Source organism: Tenacibaculum tangerinum, from assembly GCF_029853675.1.
GTDB classification, from domain to species: domain Bacteria; phylum Bacteroidota; class Bacteroidia; order Flavobacteriales; family Flavobacteriaceae; genus Polaribacter; species Polaribacter tangerinum_A.
Genome location: NZ_CP122539.1, coordinates 724,361 through 744,973, shown reverse-complemented (window position 1 = coordinate 744,973; position 20,613 = coordinate 724,361). Strand labels below are relative to the sequence as shown.

Genomic DNA, 20,613 nt, shown 5'->3' with positions numbered 1-20,613 from the left:
TGTTTTTTAAATTTTAACACTACACCTAAGTGACAAATATAGAAATAAACTTTAACAAATTACCACATGTATCATTCTATTATAACCTTTGCTAGTTACTTGGTATAATAACAATGCTTTAGCTTTTTTTACCAGAATTACCACTACCACGTATTTTCATGTTTAGCATTTCAACACCTAAAGAAAAGGCGATGGCAAAATATAAATATCCTTTAGGAATGGCACCAACCGATTGTCCGAAAATTACAGTGTGCGATAAATGTGCTCCTTCGGTAACCAACATAAAACCGATTAAAATTAAAAACGATAAGGCCAACATTTGAATTGTTGGATGTTTATTGACAAAATTACTAATAGGAGTGGCAAAAGCTAACATAATTAAAATAGAAACAATTACCGCAATGATCATAATTGTTAAAGCACCTTCAATACCGTTAGTCATACCCACAGCAGTTAGTACAGAGTCAAAAGAAAAAACAATATCAATAAGTACAATTTGTGTGATTACATTTAACATAGTACTACTCTTCTTAGGAGTGTCTGAAGATGCTGCTTCTTCTCTTCCTTCAACTTTATGATGTATTTCACTGGTACTTTTATATAATAAAAAGATACCTCCAGCAATTAAAATTAAGCTTTGCCCAGTAATACCTGCTGAAATCCACGACAACTCGATATTCCATATTGGGTCTTTCATACCAATTAAGTAAGAAACTCCTAACAATAATAGAATTCTAAAAACCATCGCCAGTAGAAGCCCTATTCTGGTCGCTTTTTTCTGTTGATGTTCAGGTAGTTTGTTAGAAGCAATTGAGATAAATATAATATTATCAATACCTAAAACTACTTCTAAAAATGTTAAGGTTAGTAATGCTACCCATGTGTCTGCTTGTAAAAAAATCTCCATAGTTATTTTATTTTATAAACGGTTCCTTTTTGTGTGAATTTAGAGTATCCAATTCTCGCTGTAAAATTGTATGAACTATCTGTTACTTTGGTTATTTGAACAAATATAGGATCTTTATCTAAATCGTTTTTCGGATTTTTCATTTGCAAGGTATATGCAAAGTTATTTTTCCATGTGATATAAAGTGTATCGATATGTTTTACTTCTTTTTCAGTCACTAAACTATCGGTTGAAATACTTATTTTTTTAATATATTCTTCAATTTGCAAACTGTCTTTTCGTACAATTGTGGTTTTTCCGTAGTTTTCACCAGCAGGAATTTCAAACGTTCCGTGAACAAAACGAGTCGGATCTCCCTTTTGCTCTGGGGCGCACGAACTAATTAAAAATAAAACTAAAAAAGTAGCTACATATCTCATTATATACCCGTGTAATTAGATGGTGTAATTTGTTTTAATTCGTTTTTTATTGCTTCTGAAACGTCTAATGTATCAATAAAATTAGCGATAGCATCTTTATTGATTTTTTCATTGGTACGTGTTAAGCCCTTTAAAGCTTCATACGGATTTGGATAGGCTTCGCGACGCAAAATGGTTTGAATAGCTTCTGCCACTACTGCCCAGTTGTTTTCTAAATCTTCGGCAAATTTAGCTTCATTTAACAATAACTTGTTCAATCCTTTTAACGTAGAGGCAAAACCAATTAGGGTATGCCCAAAAGGAACTCCAACATTACGCAATACCGTACTATCGGTTAAATCACGTTGTAATCTCGATATGGGTAATTTAGCTGCTAAATGCTCAAAAATGGCATTGGCAATTCCTAAATTTCCTTCAGAGTTTTCAAAATCAATCGGATTCACTTTATGAGGCATCGCTGAAGATCCTACTTCTCCTTTTTTAATTTTTTGCTTAAAATAATCGTTCGAAACATAGGTCCAAACATCGCGATCTAAATCAATTAAAATGGTGTTTACACGTTTCAATCCATCATACAAAGCTGCCATGTGGTCGTAGTGTTCAATCTGCGTAGTAGGGAAGGAGTGGTGTAATCCTAATACTTCCTCTACGAGAATGAGTTCCGAAGTTTTTCCAGTCAATATCAGGGTACGCTACTTTATGTGCGTTATAATTTCCCGTAGCTCCCCCAAATTTAGCTGCATGCGGTGTATGTTGTATATGAATAACTTGGTTGTTAATTCGCTCTACAAACACAAAAAACTCTTTTCCTAAACGAGTAGGAGAGGCAGGCTGTCCATGTGTTCTTGCAAGCATGGGTACGTTTTCCCATTCTTCAGATAAGTCTGCTAATTTACAAACTAAGGTATCTAAAGTTGGGTAGTACACTTCTTCCATCGCATCTTTGATAGATAATGGAATCGCAGTGTTGTTAATATCTTGAGACGTTAATCCGAAGTGAATAAACTCTTTGTATTTCTGTAAATTTAAAGCGTCAAATTGTTCTTTTATAAAGTACTCAACAGCTTTTACATCGTGATTGGTAACACTTTCAATGTCTTTGATTCGAAGTGCATCATCCGCAGAAAAAGTGGTGTAAATATTGCGTAAATCACCGTATGTATCTTTATCGAAATCGGCTAATTGTGGTAAGGGAATTTCACACAAAGCAATAAAGTATTCAATTTCTACTTTTACACGGTATTTTATTAAGGCTTCTTCTGAAAAGTAGTTGGCTAAGCTCGCTACTTTGTTACGGTACCTACCATCGATAGGAGAGATGGCGTTTAATTCTGTTAAGTTCATGTTTTGTTGTTGTGTTGAAAGACACAAAAATAGAAAATACTTCCCTTTTATTAGAGAGAAACGATTGGAATTTTAACGTAAATAATAACTTTAAACAGGTGGTTGGCTTTTGTGGGTATAAAATCAAATTTGAACCGTAATGATAAAAACCTTAATTTTATTGAAAATAAAAACGAAAAGAAGCTATCTTTACTAAAGTTACACCCTAATATTAGTACAATACTAACAAAATAATAGTAAGTTTAATGAACAAAAAACGATATACCTACACCTTGCTGCTTTTGTTACTGGTAGCTTTTTCTTTGCAAGCACAGGAAGAAGATGCTCATACAACAGTTAAAAGACATCAAATAGGTTTATTGTTGGCACATACCCACCTAAAGCATAAAGCAATAGAATTAGGTAAGAATAGATTGTCTTTACCTTCTTTTACTCTTTTTTATAATTACCATTTTAATGAGAAATGGATGTTAGGACTGCATACAGACTTTATTAACGAACAGTTTATAGTTGAAGAATCAGGAGAAAAAACCATAGAGCGAGAACGACCTTGAGCACCAGCTTTAATGGTAGGGTTTAAGTCAGGAGAACATTTTACATTCATGTTTGGTGGCGGTGTAGATATAGATACGATCGAAAGTTTAGGTTTGTTAAGAGTAGATGTTGAGTATGGGTTGGAAATTAAAAATAATTGGGAATTTATAGCTTCATTGGGCTATGACTTTCGTTTTGATAATTACGGATCGCTTCAATTTGGTGTAGGTCTAGCAAAATCTTTCTAATTGCAGTGAATGTTTAGATTTCATATACATATACTATTATTTGTTTTAGTGAATTCCGCTGTTTTTTTTGGACAGCAAAACTATAAATACGAAAATTTCGGAGATAAATCAATCGTATTAAACGGTAATGTAACGGGTAGTGTTAGTGATTTAGGAGCAACGTATTACAACCCCGCAAGGTTAACCACCATTACAGAACCGCTTTTTAGTGTTAATGGAAAAATATACCAATTGAATGTTACTAAAATTGAAGATTTTGTAAACAGTGGAAAAACCTTAAAAAGCTCTGAATTTTCAGGACTTCCGCAGATGGTGGCAGGAACTTTCCAACTAAAAAATTTAGACAATCACTATTTCGCATATTCGCTATTGTCTAAAAATAGATCTGATATTTCTACTACCTATCGTACGGGACTTCAAAATGCCGATAAAGGGTTACGATTATTGGGTATAGATAGGTATACAGGAACCGTTTCAATTGGTAGTAAAATAAGAGAAGAATGGTACGGTGGTTCTTGGGCTACTAAACTTACAGAAAGATTTAGTGTGGGGGTATCGGTATATTTTTCAGCTTATGAATACAGCGGAAACAATAATATAGAATATTCTGCCATCACAGAAGATTCATCGGTGGCTTTGTATAGAAGTAAAATAGGGTTTCTTCAAAAATCATATGGTTTTTTGGGTAAAGTAGGATTCTCATATACCTTTCCGAAGGTAAGTTTCGGTCTTAATATCAATGTGCCTTATATGGAATTAATTGGTGAGGGTAATTTTAACCAAGAAGAATTTTTATCCGGATTCGATTCAGCAAAAGACAGATTTTCTGCCAATAGATTTAATGACTTGAATGCAAAAAGGAAATACCCACTTGGTATACAAATTGGAAGTGGAATAAGAATTAAAAAAATTTACTGCACTTAAATATGAGCTGGAACAAGGCTGAGAAAATGTATGATCGTATTAAAATACCAGAACTTAATAGTGAATTTAGTCCCTTACCAAAACTGTATTTCAATGAAGAATTAACAAGTGTTATTAATTATGGTATAGGAGCAGAAATTTATATGAGCCAAAAAATGAATGCCTATGCAAGTTATTCGACAGATTTTTCTCCTTTTAAATCGAATGCTTCTTTGTTTGATTTAATGAATAAACAAAATGAAGATATTAACTACAGGGCAAACTTTCATCACTACGGACTTGGACTTGATTTTTCTATTAAAACAGTTGATGTTGTGTTAGGAGGAATATTTTCTTCGGGTAGAGCAGGGTTTGTTCGGCCTCTTAAGTTTCCTAATGAAACACATAATTCTGAAACAACCAAATCGAAAATACTATTTAACAGGTGGCGTATTTTAGTTGGTTTTAATATAAGTATTGATAAAAATAGAAAAGCAACAGACTCTGAAAAATAGGAAGTTCTAACTATTGAATTGGTTTTGAACATCCCCCCGTCTTTTAGATAGGTTTTAGGTTAAATTAAGTTCATGTTATTATTCATTTAAGCTTTCTAAAAGAACAGAATCAGGAGTTAAAAATTTTGTTTTAGTTCTAAATAAAGCCCTTACATAGCGTTAAAATGAATTCCATTTTTTTAAATTTTTGGGGTTGTGCATCAGCTACCGTTGTTAGCAACAGTTTTCATCAGCAACCTGGTGCTTGAAACCAAGATATAATTTTCCATTTTCCTTCGACTTTTGCTATTGTCATTTCTTTAATCACTTCGTATGATGTAAACTTTGAAGCAACATATCCTACATTATTGTCGTCAAGTTTTATTTCAATCCAGTTTATTCCGTCTACAGTTTGATAAGTTGTTTTTGTCATTGTCACAATACTGCAATCACATTTAAATTTCTCGTAAGATGTTGTTCGAATAATTTCTGAATTTAAACTTGGTTTCTCTCGAATATTTACATTTTCTGCTAATATCAAAAGTTCATTTTCCGTATCCACATTTTTTAAATAAGATGGTGCTTGAAAAACTACTTTTTCGTGCGGCACAATCCAATCGGTATTTTCATCAACTTTGCGAGTAAACCCAAACCTCAATAAAGTTAGCATATCGTTCCAAGACTCATCAGCCAAATCCGTAAAATAGTAGTTTATCAATTCTTCTTTTGTACAACCCGGATATCCACAAGTATCTTTGCTTTCATAAACTCTTTCCGCTAAAAACTTTTTTAGTTGCAAAGTGTCTTTTTGTATTACGCAATTGATAAGTTCCGTTTTGAATTTTAGAAAATCTAAATCCAAATAAGATTCGTCATTTATTATTTGACCATATGTCTTATAACAAAATGAGATTAGAATAATAAGTATAAATTTTTTCAATGTTGTTTGTCTTAAATTGTTGCTAACGTTAAATATATGGCGAGTAGGGTAGAAAACAAGAGATTATTTTCGGTTTAGCCATAAGCCAAATCTTTTACATTTTGTTTTAATTTTTTCTCATTGAATACCAAATCAAAAGATTTGGCGACTTTGCAAATAGACAAAAACTTTTAGATTAATAACTAATCGCCCTATTTGCTATATATAGTGTTATCTACTGGCTTTTTATTCCGATTTATTATCAGTCTGCCAGTATTTTCGTCCGATAACTGTATCAAATAATCATTTATTCTCAATATCTCAATTACTTTTTGCATATTATTTGATTCATCATTTAAAATTAAACTCATCTCTTTTAAAGACTCTGTTGTTTGTATAAATTTCAACAAATAATAAGCATCTAATTCTCCAAATTCGAGTCCGTTTATAATTTGGACATCTAAAAACTGTTCAGTGATTATATTTGTAAATGAGCATCCTTTTCCGTGAAAATAATATTTCCATTCATCATTTATTTGACCTCTTTGCTTTTCACTTCTGTTTTTCTTTAAATCATATATCTCACTTGAATTATTAAGGTCAATGTCAAATGTTTCTGCCATCAAATTCATAAGTGAATGAGCCGTTTTATCAAATAGCTCAATACATTGATAAAACTTGTTTAAATTTTCCAATACAGTCTTCGTGGATATACTAGGAACAATAACTAGTTTATTAATCCAATTAATTTCACTAACCACGTAGCTAGAAAGTTCTTTTTGAAGTTTTACTATATAATCTCTATTAAAACTTCCATTATTCAAGACAAATAGTATTCTCTCATTTTTTTCTAAAAGAGTTTTTATCTTTTCAATTCTGAGAGGTTTTTTAATTTCTATTGTCATATTTGTGCTTGTAGATAACGGTGAGGCTAAGCCTCGTTACGTAAAACTCAAAGATAGCAAAATCTCTGCTGACCGCAGGTCAGCCATCATGACCTTAGCGGAGCGAAAGGTCAGACGTAATGAGATTTAGCCAGTGTGCCTGTTGCACAACTCCAATATACGATTTTATTTTTTTCAACAAACGAGCGATTTTCATGTTATATTAGTGTATATCATTCACCTATTACCCCCACCCAGTATGAGCAACATCGCTCGGATAAACAGTCGACAGGGACGCTATATGAAAGCCAAACGGCAAAGCACGGTAGCACCCGTTTTTGGCACCCTCACACAGTATATGGGCTTGCGCAAAGTTAATGTTAGGGGTATCAATGGGGCGAATAAGTGCATGCTCATGGCTGGGGCGGCTTATAACATTAAAAAACTATTAAAATTCTTTGGTACACCTACTAAAACTGAGGCCAAAGCGGTTGCTTTTGTGTTTTGGTTAAAACGTACGATATCACTTAATAAATTTCGTTTTAAGCTCAGAAAAAAGCAAAAAAGGGAGTTAAAATTTTGGCTTCGTTCTAAATAAAGCCCTTACATAGCTTTAAAATGAATTCCATTTTTTTTTAAAATTTTGGGGTTGTGCATAAGCTACCGGTGTTGGCAACTGGCTTTTATTCATTAACTGCTTGTTCTTTATATTTCTCCACAAATTCTTTTGCATCTCTCATATTTTCTGGATAAGTCGCATAATTTTCTAAAACTGTTAGTCCTCTGACTTGGTAAATTCGTTTATAAACGTGTTCATATAAAAATCCTTTTTCCATTAAAAATTTAGCCACATTCCATTTCTTAATTTCATTTTGTTTTGGTGGTCTAAATCTATGAGTGACTTGAGTCATTAAAATACCACATTCAGGACATTTAGATTCACGAATATTTTTCAAATCTGTCCCTTGATTAAATGCCTTTCTGCAATCGAAACAAACGTTTTTATATCCCATTTTCAATTCGGTTTATTAGTTTGTCAAGTTTTTTCTCTCCAAGCTCGTTTTTTATCAATTCTGAATTCTGCTTAACAAGGTTTTTAAAAGTCAGGAATTCAGTCTTGTTTTTACTCCAAAATTCAGCCGGTAAACCTGAGACTGCAATAAGTAAATCTCCTTCATAAAAATCACATTCTGTTAAAATGTTCCGCTCGAGTTTTTCGAGTGCGATTCCGATTAAATATTCAACTCCGATTTTTTGAGAAATCAGAAGTCTTATTTGTACGTTGGTCAATTCTGCAATACTTATTTTCCGATAACGATAACATTTCTCAACCATATCAGTAGGAAATTCGGAATGATTTTTCCAGACATCTTTTTCTAATTGTTCGATTGATTTTGTTTCCATTCTCGGTTTTTTCAGCTTGTTGCCAACGTTGATGTATAAGATTAGTTGCGTGTTTAAGCACCTAATTTAGCAAATACAAACCGAATAGAAAATCCGCGAGGATTTTAGTAAGCAAGCTCGAACTAGCAATAAATTATATATGGTGTTGGCAAATCGTTTTTATTTTTTGTAAATATATGTTGTCAGTCGTTTGTCACTTTCTCCATAAACGACTTTCCTTTTTATCATTCCGTTTTTATAATATTCATAAGTTTTTTTGCTCTGCTGAATTGAGTCATTTTTCATAGTAACTTCTTTAATTTTTTGTCCAAATTTATTTTTGTAGACGAAAAATTTAAATTCCTTTTGAGTGTCCTCATTATTCCAATTTCGAGTAAAACTATATTCATTATTTTCATAAGAATAATTTTCTGTCCAAATTAATTCATTATGATTCCAAGATTCTTTAATCTTAATATTCCCTTTTTCGTCGTAGAACCATTTATATTTATTCTGATTATCCCAATGTAAATTAGGTGCATAATATTGAGTCTTTCGATCAATTGAATCATAGGAAAAGTCAATTTCGCTTATTTTATCCCAACTTCTATTTTCTTCATAATCTGTCTCGCTAATTATACAATCTGTGCTTTCTCTTTGTTTTTCAATTATTTCTGGACGTAATCTTTTCTTAAAAGTAAAATATTCTCGTTTGATTAATTGATTTCTATTGTTATAGGAGTAGACAACTTTTGTACTATCTTTTTTTTCGTTTACAGTTCTTTTTTGAACCAATAAAGAGTCTTTGTAATCATAAAAAATCTTTCTTCCTTTTTCAGTACTCGAAGAAGTCAATAAATGTGATTCGGATGCTATTTGATTGACAGAGTAAAATTTGGTTATTTTTTGAAGATTTAATTTAGAACTATCATTTTCGTGAAAATAGTATTCTTTAAGCGCAATTTTCGGAATTCGCCCTTTGTCAAATTCAATTATTGGCGGACTAATTCGGATAGGCTTTTCAAACTCTTTTTTATCTGAACAGCTTGTGAAAATTACTAAAAATATGATTATTATTCTATTCATTTTAAATGTTTGCCAACGTCTCGTATAAGAAACTTAGGGCAGGTGATAAGCGATACGTTTCGGATTGGTACTAAGCCGAATATAAATATTTTGCTTTTATCATTTTTTGTAAACGCCAAATTTTATATTTGGTGGACTTTCTAAAAATACACAAACCTTTCGGTTAAGCATTTATTAGCTAACGTGAGTTCGGGATAAAAAAGTTTTTTAATTACACGAAAAAAAGCGAAAAATTTAGTAAATTAAAGTGCTGATTTTTAATTGTATAACTAAATTTTCCACTATGATTTCTGATTTTAAAATTACTGAATTTTTCTGTTTAATTGATGATTTTTGTACCGAAATTAATCAAGTTATTGATAAAAATGCTTTAGAAACCTGTTCAAAGATAGTTAGACGAAGAAAGCCTAAACTCACCCAAAGTGAAATAATCACAATTATGGTGCTTTTCCATTTTAGTGGTTTTAGGTGTTTTAAACACTTTTATATCGAATATGTTAGCAAACACTTGTCAAAAGAATTTCCAGATTTAGTTTCCTATAACCGATTTGTTGAATTGAAAAAGCGTTGTTCAGTGCCTATGATACTGTTTCTTCAAATGCACTGTTTAGGTCAATGTACAGGGATCTCCTTTTTAGATTCTACCACTATTAAAGTATGTCATTATAAAAGAGAAAAGCAGAACAAAGTTTTTAAAAACACCGCAAAAAAAGGGAAAGGAACCATGGGGTGGTTCTTTGGTTTTAAACTTCATATTATTATCAATGAAAAGGGCGATATCGTTGACTTTTTAATTACGCAAGGTAATATAGATGACAGGCAACCACTTAAAGATAAAGCCTTTCATAATCGTGTGTTCGGAAAAATATTTGCCGACAGAGGGTATGTAGGTAAAGAACTGTTTGAACAGCTTTTTGTAGATGGAATACATTTGGTTACAAAAATTAGAAAGAATATGAAAAATACTCTTATGCATATCTATGATAAAATTATGCTTAGAAAAAGGGCTGTTATTGAAAGTGTAAATGATATTTTGAAAAACGTATGTCAAATAGAGCATACAAGACACAGAAGCTTCGATAACTTTATCTTAAATTTAGTCGCAGGGTTAATCGCTTATTCGTTTTATCCAACTAAACCTAATATCAATATCGATAACTTACAAAGAATAGGATAAACTATCCCGAACTCACGTTAGCTATGTTTTATACCCATTGTGCCTGTTGCACAACCCTAATATACGATTTTATTCTTTCCAATGAACGAGCGATTTCCATGTTATACTAGTATATATAAATCACCTATTACCTCACCCAGAATGAGTGCAACATGCCTAGGTAAGCCGTCTACAGGGAGGCTACATAAAAACCAAACGGTAAAGCACGGTAGCACCCGTTTTTGGATCTCTCACATTAAGAAAAGTCAATGTTAGGGGTATCGGTGGGGCGAATAAGTGCATGCTCATGGCGGGGGCTGCATACAACATTAAAAAACTATTAAAATTCTTGGGTACAACTACTAAAACTGAGACCAAAGCGGTTGCTTTTGTGTTTTGGTTAAAAAACGTACGATATCACTTAATAAATTTCGTTTTAAGCTCAGAAAAAAGCAAAATAAGGAGTTAAAATTTTGGCTTCGTTCAAAATACAACCCTTACATAGCTTTAAAATGAATTCCATTTTTTAAAATTTAGGGGTTGTGCATCAGCTACCAATGTTGGCAGTAGTAATTTACTTCTCAATAATTTCAACTATTTGATTGATTTTATGTTGAGATATGGTACAGTCGGTATCTTTAATCACTGTTGCAATTTCAGATAACTTAGTGTTTCCATCTCCCCTAAAAAAGCGAGTATTTGGTTTCCCTTTTTGTTTGAAAGTAACACCAAAATTAGGTCGAACATATATTCTTTCCTCTCGTTCGGGTTGAAGTGTGTAATTTCTGAGTTCTATTCTTTTTTTAATTCTTGTCATTATTATTCTGTTTTGTCAATTTCTAATAATATTTTTTCAATAATTGGTATGCATATAATTTCAAAAATCAATGAATGTACCATAGCTTTCATCCTATTTATTGGTATCGGATTTTTGACATCAAGACAAATACTAAACATTGGTTCGTTATTTTCGGTTTCTAACAAGCAATATGTTACATAGTCGTGATATATACCTTTGTCAATACTCTTATTTTTAGAAGTATAATGAAATTCTTTATTTTCCGAGTAAATTAACGGTTTGTCTCTTTTAGCAGATTCCGTTATTAAATTTTTAAAATTCATTGGAATTGCGCCTGGGATTGCATCTTGCCTTGTTGATATAAGTGATTCCATTGAATCTGTGGAAGGGTTATATTGTCTTAAAGTAAATCTAGCGTCATTAATCCCTATAAATTGATTGATAAATTTCGTTAATACTAGTATTACATATTCTTCTAGACCGCCCTCTTCTAAATCATAATTCCAATACAATTCAGAAATAAAATCTAATACTGATTTTCTCATATCTTCTTGGTATTCCATAAAATATTTAAAATCAATATTATCTGTGTTGATGTTTTTATCTTGAAATTTAATTTTAGGCTTGTTTATACTTTTTATCCAAGCCTTAAGTTCAATTTTGGAACTACTTCTACGATTGAAATTGACGAATGATAAACCATTTAAGTCTGATGGAATTTTAGATTTACTACCGCTAATAACAATTATAGCCTTATCTAAACCCAAAACACCAGAAAATAAACCGTGTTCAAATAATACATTGTCTCTTGGTTGGGATTTTTCACTTCCTCGGTACCATACCTTGTCATCAGGTGAAAATAGCATTATAGCAGCATCAACTTCGTCTTGTGCTATTTCTAAAAGGCGATTAGCTGTATAAGAACCTGCTAAAAAAAGACCTGGCTTAGTCCAAGGAATAGGTTCGTGCCCAATACTCTCTATCATTTGAGCTATTTCATCTAGTGTGTCATTATTTTCTGATGAAGAGCCTATAAATATTTTCATTTCATTCATTTTATTTCTTATTATTGCCAACTCGTTTTATACCAAACTTTAGTTTTGTTATCCCGATAAAAACATGGGATAAACTAAAATTTAACAATGATTATACGCTATCAAATATATCAAAACCAATGCTTTATAAAAAATAAAGTTATTAAAGAGTTATTGCTATTTGTTAATTAATTATAAAAATCGAGTTGTTCTTACAACTCTTGCGAATCTAAAACATTAACCCCATACAATCTTACGGAATCCCATAAGCTCGACTATTTACGTTATAAAAGTTACTTTTTAGAGTAGGAACGGTTTTTATATCACAAAAATGGGTCGCAGCTATCACGGTATGCTCCGTTAACACCACAGTCTAGTCCTGAAATATGTCTACAGGTTAAAATTGATTTTATTTGGTTGATTAATGTCAGTAAATTCGAATTTACAACTATCCTATTTTTCGGTAAGCCTACATAGAATTTTCGAAATAGGTTTTTCTTAGGTATGCATCTTCTAATAACTGAAAAGTTACTCTTCTTTCTAAAGATGGGGTGGATAGCTTACAAAAGCGTTCTCTATCTCAGTTTTTAAAATTGCGCTATTTCATATTTAGAAAAGAAAAACGATACGACATACCTAAATTTGCGTATGTATTACTTAAATTACCTCCTCTTGCTTTTACATAACCAGCACCAGCTCTTAAACTCAAGCTTTCTGTTAGTTTATAGTTGATTCCTATACTGGGTTTTACAATTAATCCTTGACCTGTGCTAATACCACCACCACCTGCTGCACCTCCTAAGAATTGGGCAAAAATAGAAGTTGTGTTATTGAAAAATTCATTGGTTTGAACTCCCAATCCAACAATTCCTTCTGCATAAGCTCCTGCGTCACCAAAATTAGCAAAAGATGTTTGTCCAGCAGCATACACGTATTTATTTAGAAAGAAATTTAGCTGTAACGATATTTGGTGCATATTCTGATTAAATCCTCCGTCTCTGGCAGCATCTAGATACAAATCTTGCTTTAGAATGGTTTCAAAACCTTTAAATTTTCCTGTTGAAAATTCATTTTTTTCAGCTAAAATTCCGTCTTTATCTACATAATATTTTAATCCAAGACCAAAAGTAGAAGAAACAAAATGTGAATTAGGACTCATTAAATATCCTTTATTTATAGAAGCATATACTTTACCAAATAGTTTTTGTTCTAAAGAAATATCTGGATAAATTAGAAAACCTCCTTGGGTGTCTACGCCACCACCACCGCCAGCTCCAACTCCAAACTTAGCTAAGATATTGGTGCGATTTTTATTCATTGACAAATGATAGCCACCTCCTAAGAACACGTCCATATAACCTGCTTTAATTCCGTGATAAGCACCATCAGCTCTTACAAAAAAGAAAAAATTATCTGCTATATACGAGTTCAATTCAAACCCTGCTAAACGTATGGTATTACCTTCATAAGAACCTTTAGTAACATGTGCATTGTTTAAATGCATTAGTAACGAAATTCTATTACTTAAGGCATTCCATGATGTAGTTTTTAGATCTTCAACTGAAAATGAGTTTTCTCTCTCTTTAAAACTAGCTGCTTCAAATGACAATGGAATTTGTACAGCTACATTGATTTGACTGCTCTTAATTTCGCCACCGTCAAAAAAGTTAATATAGCTATACCCAGCCGTTGCAGAAAAATGTTTAAAATCATAGCCTAAGTTTAAGTGGGGGAGTATAAAGGCGCCTCCACCATCTGGTGCAGAAGCACCACCACCGCCACCAAAATGAAGTCCAGCATCTACAAAAAGCTTATCGGTAATTTTTTGTTGGATTCCTGCATTTACACCTAAGGTAAAGAAACCACCTCGAATACCACCAACTGCACCATATAAACCAACTCCTGCATAACTCCAATCAGTTAGTTTTAAGTTGTAGTGAACCCCAGTATAATCCATATTCTGTTCTCCATCAGGCATTTTTATAGATAAAAAATCTAGTTGCCCAAAGCCTAGTTGTGTTTTTCTTTCAGGAATTTCGCTTGTTTGTGCATAAAAAAAATGAACACTCATAAATAAACTTACTATGAGTGCTCTATTAAAAGTAATTTGAAACATTAATTTTAGATTAGTTGTGTATTTTTTGACGTTCTCCATTTACATAAGAGGCTACGAAAGCATCTTTAAATCCTAATTTAACTAATTCTTTTTGCAAATCTTTAGCTTCTTCTATGGTAGAAAATAAGCCTAATGAGTATTTGAAATATCCATTGTTAGCAGTAACTGTCGAAGGAATAACTTCTGAAGAAAGTAATGGGTAATTATTTTCAGATAACACACCTATTTGTACTGAATATATAGTTTTTCCTTCAATATTTTCTGTTAGTTCATCAGTAACGGTATCTACATCTATATCAGAAGAGTTACTATTATTTCTCATGGCTCTAGCCTCAGCTCTACTAATACTGTCGATAACTCTAAAAGCTTCTTCTTTTTTTACCTTTTCGATATCTATATCATTTACAGAACTGCTTCCATTAGTGTAAAAATAGTACGTAGCTCCAAGGGCAAGCCCCAATAAAATTCCTAAGACCATTGGCAGTACTTTCGAATTTCTCTTAACTGCAGCAAGTTTTTCTTGCGCACTACTTAATTCGCTTTCTGCTACTTCTCTTTTTAATTTGGCGTTGTCTAAGTCTTGTTGCATTAACTTAAACTTCTCTTCTTCTATAAAAGGCATACGTATGTGGATTAGTTAATAATTATAAAAACACTAAAATACAAATCTTTTTTAATTCTTAAGTTTTTGTTAAAATAACTTCATGAGTTATTACGTTTTATACTTTTTATGTAATCGCTTCTAGATTTGAATAAATGGTCATGTTCGCCTCTCTACTAAAGCCAATAAGGGCGATACCAAATTCTTTTGCAAAATCGACAGCTAAAGAAGAGCAAGCAGAAACTGCTACTATGACAGGTATTTTAGCTAAAAAGGCTTTTGATACTATTTCGTAAGAGACTCTGCCACTTACCAGCATGTAACGAGATTCTTTCAGTTTTTTTTGCTGTATCAAATCACCTACACATTTGTCTACAGCATTATGGCGACCAATATCTTCTTTGATGGTGAGTAGTTCTTGACGTTCATTAAAAATGGCACACGCATGGCTTCCTCCAGTTTTTTCAAATACATATTGTCTTTTTTTCATTGTTAAAAACATATTGGGTACCGATTCAAGAACTGAATTCAGTTTTTTATTTTGATTATACGAAAGGGTACTTCCTTTTACATTTAGGTCTTTTAGTTCTTGTTTTCCGCAAATTCCGCAAGAAGAAACAGATAAAAGTGTTCGCTTGTTTAGATATCCGCTACCTAATTCATTTAGTGGAATTGTGACATTTAGTATGGTAGAAAAGTCTTTTTCACTTTTTACTACTTCGATACTGATATTTTTTTGCTTTTTATAAATGTCTTCAGCATACAATAAACCTCTAATTAACTCTTTGTCATCGCCAGGAGTTCTCATTACAACCGTGTAGGGTGTGTTGTTAATGTTTATTTGCAATGGAGCTTCTAACACAAGAGTGTCTTCAATTTTTTTGAAGATTTGTCTGACAGCTTTACGGCTTGGTAAGTATGTGTTTGTTTCATATTATCAACAAATGTAGACAAAAAGGTAAAATAAAAGCCTTGATAATAAAAATCAAGGCTTTCAATACATTTTATCTCCCCTAAATGACAAAATGTACTTTGTCAAACGATATATTTTAAACGGTAAAGTATGGTAGGTAGTATATAAATTAGTATGTTTTTTTACAGTGAATAATAACGAGCTCATTATCAATGTTTGTCGTAAAAAATAAGTAATCGTCACCACCATCTTTTATTTTAGTTTCTTTTCTTATTTGAGCCACTGTCTTTGGAAAATTGCGAGTGGTAATATTTGCTTTGGAAGTAGTAATTTGTTTTTTGATTTTTTTCTTGTGGTAAGTATATACATTCATTATTGTAAAACTTCTACCAGGAAAGTTTTCTATGAAATTTTTGGAAGTATATAGGTGAGAGTGTCGATGTAATTTATACACTTCTAATTGACTCGCAACTTCATCAAACCCGCCTGATTTTAAAATGGCAGCATTGGGTTCATAGAGATAGTTTTGAGGAAGTGAATATTCAAAATCCAAGGTTTTCTCTCGTGAAAAATAAAATTCTTCAGTGTTGTTTTTTAGTATGTTAACTGTTTTTATTTCAACAACATCTTTAAATCCTTTTTTCAAGATAAAAAGAAGCTCTTTTACTTCATTATAAACTGCAATTATATGTATTTCTTTAACGAATTTTAGTTCTTTTATAGTAGATGTAATATCTAAAATAGGTGAGTTTTTTATTAGGATAGTATCTGATTTTTCAAATAAAAAATCTAAATTTTCAGGTACATTAGGCAAACAATCTTTTAATAAAAATACTTTTCCTTTTTGGTCATTTCTTCTAGATGGGTCGATATAAATACAGTCAAATTTTTCAGAAGTATTTTTTAAATATTCCAATCCATCTATCGCTATTGTTTTAATAGTTGGTACTTTCATTTGTTCATAGTTATGAGAAACTATTTCTGATAATTCTTTATTTATCTCACAATGAACTACTTTTTTAAACTGTTTGGCAAATTCATAACAATCTACCCCAAAACCGCCAGTAATGTCAATAATAGAGTCTCCAGAGACTAATTTCGATTTGTAGGCGGCTGTTATTTCTGACGAGGTTTGCTCGATACTTACTTTTGGCGGATAATAGATGTTTTCTGTATTGAACCAAGTGGGTAATTTTTTTGCTGATTTTTGTTTTGCGATAATTTGATTTACCAATTCTTGAATTGAAACTCCTTCAAACGGACTTCCTTTAAAAATCAATTGTTCTATATTGGTGTTTAGATTGTTATTTATGTAGTTCTGAACGTTGGTATGTAAAATGTTTGTATTCAAGAAAGGTGTTAATTTAAGGTAATTTTAGCTACAATTATACTGTTTTGTATTTGATGTGTTTAGTTATATCCTTTTACATCTCCCATATCGAGTACACCAACGGGCATTTCATGTTTTGTAGGTAATAGGGCACCAGATTTTGTAGTGGTCCAATCGCTCCAAGTTGCTTCTATACCTCCAGTTGGAATTATAGAAACCCACATTTTATAGCTTACAGGCATTCCGTTATCGTCTAAAATCCACAAATAAGAATCTCCTGGGGTCGAACCTCCGGTAGTATATGTAATTAACAAGGCTTCTTTTCCTTCGTGCAGTACTATTCTTCTTTCTATTCCGCTTTCAAAAACTTTGTAAGGGGCTATTAGCCAAAAACTGTCATTATTAAAATAATCGATTGCATTTTGGAGTAGTTCTTTGTTTTCTACTTTTTCTCCATCAACTAAAACACTGCTTCTTTCGGGGTTTTTAGTGTGTAAGGTTACTTTGTTTGCATCCCAAGATACTTCTACAATGTCTTCCTGTTTGTCCCATTTATAAAAATGTTTTCCTCTAAAGCTCCATTCTATAAAACGGGTATTTTTATAGGCTTCATAGTTTAATGATTTGAGCATTTTTGTGGCTAAAGCATCTGCTTCAGCTCCTTGTTTTCCCTTGGGTAAACTCTCATCATTCATAAAATACACCGCTGTAAGTGCCACAACTCCTATGAGGAATAAGGCTGCTAATACCTTTAATAATTTCTTTATATTCATGATTTTATTTTTTAAAAAAAACAGTTAAAATATTATTTACTAATTAATACATTTTCCTTTAAGTGCATCGACAATAATCTTGTGGTCTTCTTCATCTTTGAGTCCAGAAACACTTATGAACGCTATCATTCCAGCATCTTTTACAAAAATAGGAATGGCGCCTCCTTTGGCAAGAAAATCTTTTGGATTTAAAGCAAATGTTTCTTTGAGAGTCATATTGCCGTTAGTTAAGTCGTGTTTTACACGCAACGAACTTTCTTCGAATCGTTTGGCTACGTTTGCTTTTCTTCTTAACCAATTAAGATTGTCAGAACATAAGGTATCATCAACAAATAAAAACACGGTGTAATGTAACCTTTCAACAGATATGGCTATATGTTGATTTTGTTTTTTCGCAAACTCAACGATGGCGAGCCCCATTTGAAGTGCTACTTCATTATTGAACTTAGTTAATTCTATCTTTTTTATAATTTCATCAGCCATTTTTAGCGTTTTTAGTTACGCATTAATTCTTTAATTCCTTTTGCTAGTTCATTAGCAGCAGCGGGATGATTTCTAAACCACAATTCGGGTTCTATGAGTTCTAATTCTGCAATGGCTAAGTTACCACTATTATCAGTAAAAACATCAACTCGAGCATATATAGGAAGTTCTATACAGGCTTTTACGGCGTTTTCAGCAAATGCAATTTCTTCTGGAGTAGGGGTGTAGTTATGAACCGAGCCTCCAAAATCGTCTTGTACTCTAAAATCTCCTGACTTTGCTCTTTTTAAAACGGCGTGTGTAAACTTTCCATTCATCACCATGAGCGAAATTTCTCCTTTTTCTACAATATTGTATTGAAAAGGTTGTATAATCATTGCTTCTTCAGCGATTAATTTTGAAAATATTTCTTCATGCTCTGTAAGGTTTTCTGAAGTAATCTTATAAGTGTGTCTTGCAGCACCTGAAATACATGGTTTTATAACAAAATCTGTTAAACGATACATTTTCGAAAGTTCGTTTAAGGTAATTTGGGTTTCTTTTTCTATGAAGTAAGATTCGCAAATAGATACCCCATTTTGCTGTAAATCTTGTAAATAGTGTTTGTCGATATTCCAACGAATAATTTTTTCTGAATTTAACAGGATGGTTTGTTTACTAACGTTGTTCAACCAAATGGAAAACTCAGTAAAGCGATCAAAATAGTCCCAAGTCGTTCTAAAAAGTATATATTTTGTTGTAGACCAATCAAAAGTAGCATCGTCCCAAGAAAGGCGAATCACTTTCAATCCTTGGTTTTCAAGAGCAATTTTTACATAATTGTCTTCATCTAATACATTTTGAATATAGTTAGTAACTTGTTTCGGAGTGACATACCTTTTATCTGTGAGGATAACAACATCGTATTTTTTCATAGTTGCAATGTACTATGATTTTGAGTATTATGAAACGCTTATTGATGCAATTTGTAATATTCTAATACATGACTTGGTATTGGAATATTTTCTCGTAAGTTTTCATCTGAAATAGGAGCTAACGCAACTTGTTTTAAAGGAACTAATCCTGCCCAAATAGGTAAATTATAATCTTCTGAATCGTCATTTACTCCCACATCTCTTATTTTTGCTGAAGCGGTTTCAATAGCCATTTCTACCACCAGCGTTCTGCTTAATTCTTCAGGTTTCATGGGCCTGATACCGTCCCAACGCCCTTTCATCATTTGTTCCATAAAGCAATGCAAAGCGGCTTCTTTTTCTGTAGCTTTTTCTATTTTTCTTACGGAGCCAAACAGCGTAGCAGAGCGATAGTTTACCGAGTGATGCAGCCCCGAACGAGCCAATACTAACGCATCTAAATGCATCACAGTCATACTCATTTTTCCTCCTTCTAAAAGCGATAACAGCATTCTGTTGGCTTGTGAGCCATGCAAGTATATTTTATTACCATTTCTTCCGTATGCCATGGGTAAAGAAATGGCACTTCCTTCATAAGTATAGCTTACAAATCCGATAAATCCTGCATCTAAAATCGTATTGATTTTTTCAACCTCATAAACGGCTCGGTTTTGTCCTCTTTTTATTCTATTGATTTTTGATTTTGAATATTTTTTCATGTTTCATTAGTTTTTATATGACAGATACTGTGAATTCGTGTATAGTATTCTACTTGATAAAGTCAGCACTTCAGTATCATATTTTTATGCTACTATCTACAATTTACAAGTAACGTTCTTTTATAATATCGATATGCCAGCTACTATGACCTAACAAGATAAAAGCACAAGCTCTTGCCGAAATAGGAGCGTTGTTAGCGATTCCCATTGTATATAAATCATCGTTAGAAATACTGTTCAATAGGTTTACTGAGTACAAACATGTTATTGTAAATTCTTCTAATAAAGTTTCAATTGTTTTGGTATTTGCGTTAGAGGGTTCTATATATATGTTTTGGTCGAAACCTTCGATTTGGGTGGTATCTTTTCTGGCTATTCGTAACAATCGATACATAAAAATACGTTCAGTATCAATAATATGCTGTAATACTTCTTTAACACTCCATTTTTCTGGCTGATAACGATATGCTAATTTTTCTTTTGGAATAGATGAGAAAAATCTCATTACAGTTTCTTCATCTTTTTTAAATCCTTCTTTTAACGTTGTATTGCCTGATACTTTAGATAGGTATCCTGCATAATACTCATTATACTCTGTTGGTTCTAATTGCTTTTTTTTCATTTTCTGTGTTGTTTTCTTTTCAAATGTACTATGTTTATGGTCTATTTAAATAA

General features: G+C 32.2%; 24 protein-coding genes and 1 pseudogene. 6 read left to right on the top strand and 19 right to left on the bottom strand.

Annotated features, from left to right (window positions below; genetic code table 11):
• Positions 1–118: 118 nt before the first annotated feature.
• From P8625_RS03180 to purB, 3 genes and pseudogenes are all read right to left on the bottom strand, one after another.
• A complete protein-coding gene (locus tag P8625_RS03180; RefSeq protein ID WP_279652054.1) occupies positions 119–907 on the bottom strand; it encodes a TerC family protein in 789 nt (262 codons plus the stop codon).
• A 2-nt stretch (positions 908–909) separates the two neighbouring features.
• Positions 910–1,326: a hypothetical protein gene (locus P8625_RS03175; RefSeq protein ID WP_279652053.1), complete on the bottom strand. Its 417-nt coding sequence runs from the start codon at positions 1,324–1,326 to the stop codon at positions 910–912.
• Positions 1,326–2,670 (bottom strand): annotated as a pseudogene (purB, locus tag P8625_RS03170) (adenylosuccinate lyase). Before purB ends, P8625_RS03175 begins: the two are co-directional and overlap by 1 nt.
• A gap of 245 nt (positions 2,671–2,915) precedes the next feature.
• Between purB and P8625_RS03165 the strand changes: the two are divergent.
• From P8625_RS03165 to P8625_RS03150, 4 genes are read left to right on the top strand one after another with little or no spacing between them, the layout of a single operon-like run.
• On the top strand, positions 2,916–3,224 hold the full coding sequence (locus P8625_RS03165; RefSeq protein ID WP_279652052.1) for a hypothetical protein: 309 nt from the start codon (positions 2,916–2,918) through the stop codon (positions 3,222–3,224).
• A 12-nt stretch (positions 3,225–3,236) separates the two neighbouring features.
• Entirely contained in the window at positions 3,237–3,452 is a 216-nt protein-coding gene (locus P8625_RS03160; RefSeq protein WP_279652051.1) for a hypothetical protein, read from the top strand.
• A 9-nt stretch (positions 3,453–3,461) separates the two neighbouring features.
• Positions 3,462–4,376 (top strand): hypothetical protein, encoded by a 915-nt coding sequence (locus P8625_RS03155; protein ID WP_279652050.1) that lies wholly within the window; start codon positions 3,462–3,464, stop codon positions 4,374–4,376.
• 2 nt (positions 4,377–4,378) lie between these two features.
• Complete coding sequence (locus P8625_RS03150; protein WP_279652049.1) at positions 4,379–4,870, top strand: hypothetical protein; 492 nt, start codon at positions 4,379–4,381, stop codon at positions 4,868–4,870.
• 229 nt (positions 4,871–5,099) lie between these two features.
• Here the strand turns inward: P8625_RS03150 and P8625_RS03145 are convergent, their stop codons facing one another.
• Positions 5,100–5,711 carry an SH3 domain-containing protein gene (locus tag P8625_RS03145; protein WP_279652048.1) on the bottom strand — a complete coding sequence of 204 codons (612 nt, stop codon included), beginning with the start codon at positions 5,709–5,711 and terminating at the stop codon, positions 5,100–5,102.
• A gap of 269 nt (positions 5,712–5,980) precedes the next feature.
• Entirely contained in the window at positions 5,981–6,673 is a 693-nt protein-coding gene (locus tag P8625_RS03140; protein WP_279652047.1) for a DUF6896 domain-containing protein, read from the bottom strand.
• Between the two features lie 238 nt (positions 6,674–6,911).
• Here P8625_RS03140 and P8625_RS03135 point away from each other — a divergent pair, with 238 nt between their 5' ends.
• Entirely contained in the window at positions 6,912–7,250 is a 339-nt protein-coding gene (locus tag P8625_RS03135) for a transposase (RefSeq protein WP_279652046.1), read from the top strand.
• An 85-nt stretch (positions 7,251–7,335) separates the two neighbouring features.
• Here the strand turns inward: P8625_RS03135 and P8625_RS03130 are convergent, their stop codons facing one another.
• The 3 genes from P8625_RS03130 to P8625_RS03120 form a co-directional block, all read right to left on the bottom strand.
• A complete protein-coding gene (locus P8625_RS03130) occupies positions 7,336–7,665 on the bottom strand; it encodes a hypothetical protein (protein ID WP_279652045.1) in 330 nt (109 codons plus the stop codon).
• Complete coding sequence (locus tag P8625_RS03125; RefSeq protein WP_279652044.1) at positions 7,655–8,056, bottom strand: contact-dependent growth inhibition system immunity protein; 402 nt, start codon at positions 8,054–8,056, stop codon at positions 7,655–7,657. The genes P8625_RS03130 and P8625_RS03125 overlap by 11 nt, the downstream gene beginning before the upstream one ends.
• Positions 8,057–8,215: 159 nt before the next feature.
• Positions 8,216–9,121, bottom strand: a complete 906-nt coding sequence (locus tag P8625_RS03120; RefSeq protein ID WP_279652043.1) for a hypothetical protein — start codon at positions 9,119–9,121, stop codon at positions 8,216–8,218.
• A 283-nt stretch (positions 9,122–9,404) separates the two neighbouring features.
• On the opposite strand from P8625_RS03120, the gene P8625_RS03115 reads away from it, so the two are divergent.
• Positions 9,405–10,298, top strand: coding sequence for an IS982 family transposase (locus P8625_RS03115; RefSeq protein WP_279650008.1), 894 nt, complete (start codon positions 9,405–9,407; stop codon positions 10,296–10,298).
• A 553-nt stretch (positions 10,299–10,851) separates the two neighbouring features.
• On the opposite strand, the gene P8625_RS03110 is transcribed toward P8625_RS03115, so the two are convergent.
• The 11 genes from P8625_RS03110 to P8625_RS03060 form a co-directional block, all read right to left on the bottom strand.
• A complete protein-coding gene (locus tag P8625_RS03110) occupies positions 10,852–11,094 on the bottom strand; it encodes a hypothetical protein (protein WP_279652042.1) in 243 nt (80 codons plus the stop codon).
• A 2-nt stretch (positions 11,095–11,096) separates the two neighbouring features.
• Positions 11,097–12,122: a nucleotide-binding protein gene (locus P8625_RS03105; protein WP_279652041.1), complete on the bottom strand. Its 1,026-nt coding sequence runs from the start codon at positions 12,120–12,122 to the stop codon at positions 11,097–11,099.
• Positions 12,123–12,708: 586 nt separating this feature from the next.
• The gene (locus P8625_RS03100; protein WP_279652040.1) at positions 12,709–14,181 is read right to left on the bottom strand and encodes a hypothetical protein; all 1,473 of its coding nucleotides are present in this window, start codon (positions 14,179–14,181) and stop codon (positions 12,709–12,711) included.
• Between the two features lie 55 nt (positions 14,182–14,236).
• The gene (locus P8625_RS03095) at positions 14,237–14,848 is read right to left on the bottom strand and encodes an SPOR domain-containing protein (RefSeq protein WP_279652039.1); all 612 of its coding nucleotides are present in this window, start codon (positions 14,846–14,848) and stop codon (positions 14,237–14,239) included.
• Positions 14,849–14,954: 106 nt separating this feature from the next.
• On the bottom strand, positions 14,955–15,689 hold the full coding sequence (gene fdhD / locus P8625_RS03090; protein ID WP_279652038.1) for a formate dehydrogenase accessory sulfurtransferase FdhD: 735 nt from the start codon (positions 15,687–15,689) through the stop codon (positions 14,955–14,957).
• 220 nt (positions 15,690–15,909) lie between these two features.
• Positions 15,910–17,091 carry a class I SAM-dependent methyltransferase gene (locus tag P8625_RS03085; RefSeq protein ID WP_279652037.1) on the bottom strand — a complete coding sequence of 394 codons (1,182 nt, stop codon included), beginning with the start codon at positions 17,089–17,091 and terminating at the stop codon, positions 15,910–15,912.
• Positions 17,092–17,150: 59 nt separating this feature from the next.
• On the bottom strand, positions 17,151–17,843 hold the full coding sequence (locus P8625_RS03080) for a hypothetical protein (protein WP_279652036.1): 693 nt from the start codon (positions 17,841–17,843) through the stop codon (positions 17,151–17,153).
• A 39-nt stretch (positions 17,844–17,882) separates the two neighbouring features.
• Entirely contained in the window at positions 17,883–18,326 is a 444-nt protein-coding gene (locus P8625_RS03075; RefSeq protein ID WP_279652035.1) for a heme-binding protein, read from the bottom strand.
• A gap of 11 nt (positions 18,327–18,337) precedes the next feature.
• A complete protein-coding gene (locus tag P8625_RS03070) occupies positions 18,338–19,240 on the bottom strand; it encodes an ATP-grasp domain-containing protein (RefSeq protein WP_279652034.1) in 903 nt (300 codons plus the stop codon).
• A gap of 38 nt (positions 19,241–19,278) precedes the next feature.
• Positions 19,279–19,938 carry a pyridoxamine 5'-phosphate oxidase family protein gene (locus P8625_RS03065; RefSeq protein ID WP_279652033.1) on the bottom strand — a complete coding sequence of 220 codons (660 nt, stop codon included), beginning with the start codon at positions 19,936–19,938 and terminating at the stop codon, positions 19,279–19,281.
• A 103-nt stretch (positions 19,939–20,041) separates the two neighbouring features.
• Entirely contained in the window at positions 20,042–20,560 is a 519-nt protein-coding gene (locus tag P8625_RS03060) for a DinB family protein (protein ID WP_279652032.1), read from the bottom strand.
• Between the last annotated feature and the right edge of the window lie 53 nt (positions 20,561–20,613).

Excerpts from the sequence above, each read along its gene's own strand:
- P8625_RS03080 (WP_279652036.1), bottom strand. The coding sequence starts at position 17,843 with ATGAATATAAAGAAATTATTAAAGGTATTAGCAGCCTTATTCCTCATA.
- P8625_RS03120 (WP_279652043.1), bottom strand. The coding sequence starts at position 9,121 with ATGAATAGAATAATAATCATATTTTTAGTAATTTTCACAAGCTGTTCA.
- P8625_RS03110 (WP_279652042.1), bottom strand. The coding sequence starts at position 11,094 with ATGACAAGAATTAAAAAAAGAATAGAACTCAGAAATTACACACTTCAA.
- P8625_RS03140 (WP_279652047.1), bottom strand. The coding sequence starts at position 6,673 with ATGACAATAGAAATTAAAAAACCTCTCAGAATTGAAAAGATAAAAACT.
- P8625_RS03135 (WP_279652046.1), top strand. The coding sequence starts at position 6,912 with ATGAGCAACATCGCTCGGATAAACAGTCGACAGGGACGCTATATGAAA.
- P8625_RS03060 (WP_279652032.1), bottom strand. The coding sequence starts at position 20,560 with ATGAAAAAAAAGCAATTAGAACCAACAGAGTATAATGAGTATTATGCA.
- P8625_RS03165 (WP_279652052.1), top strand. The coding sequence starts at position 2,916 with ATGAACAAAAAACGATATACCTACACCTTGCTGCTTTTGTTACTGGTA.
- P8625_RS03065 (WP_279652033.1), bottom strand. The coding sequence starts at position 19,938 with ATGAAAAAATATTCAAAATCAAAAATCAATAGAATAAAAAGAGGACAA.
- P8625_RS03075 (WP_279652035.1), bottom strand. The coding sequence starts at position 18,326 with ATGGCTGATGAAATTATAAAAAAGATAGAATTAACTAAGTTCAATAAT.
- P8625_RS03175 (WP_279652053.1), bottom strand. The coding sequence starts at position 1,326 with ATGAGATATGTAGCTACTTTTTTAGTTTTATTTTTAATTAGTTCGTGC.
- P8625_RS03130 (WP_279652045.1), bottom strand. The coding sequence starts at position 7,665 with ATGGGATATAAAAACGTTTGTTTCGATTGCAGAAAGGCATTTAATCAA.
- P8625_RS03070 (WP_279652034.1), bottom strand. The coding sequence starts at position 19,240 with ATGAAAAAATACGATGTTGTTATCCTCACAGATAAAAGGTATGTCACT.
- P8625_RS03150 (WP_279652049.1), top strand. The coding sequence starts at position 4,379 with ATGAGCTGGAACAAGGCTGAGAAAATGTATGATCGTATTAAAATACCA.
- P8625_RS03100 (WP_279652040.1), bottom strand. The coding sequence starts at position 14,181 with ATGAGTGTTCATTTTTTTTATGCACAAACAAGCGAAATTCCTGAAAGA.
- P8625_RS03155 (WP_279652050.1), top strand. The coding sequence starts at position 3,462 with ATGTTTAGATTTCATATACATATACTATTATTTGTTTTAGTGAATTCC.
- P8625_RS03115 (WP_279650008.1), top strand. The coding sequence starts at position 9,405 with ATGATTTCTGATTTTAAAATTACTGAATTTTTCTGTTTAATTGATGAT.
- P8625_RS03180 (WP_279652054.1), bottom strand. The coding sequence starts at position 907 with ATGGAGATTTTTTTACAAGCAGACACATGGGTAGCATTACTAACCTTA.
- P8625_RS03125 (WP_279652044.1), bottom strand. The coding sequence starts at position 8,056 with ATGGAAACAAAATCAATCGAACAATTAGAAAAAGATGTCTGGAAAAAT.
- P8625_RS03105 (WP_279652041.1), bottom strand. The coding sequence starts at position 12,122 with ATGAAAATATTTATAGGCTCTTCATCAGAAAATAATGACACACTAGAT.
- P8625_RS03095 (WP_279652039.1), bottom strand. The coding sequence starts at position 14,848 with ATGCCTTTTATAGAAGAAGAGAAGTTTAAGTTAATGCAACAAGACTTA.
- P8625_RS03160 (WP_279652051.1), top strand. The coding sequence starts at position 3,237 with ATGGTAGGGTTTAAGTCAGGAGAACATTTTACATTCATGTTTGGTGGC.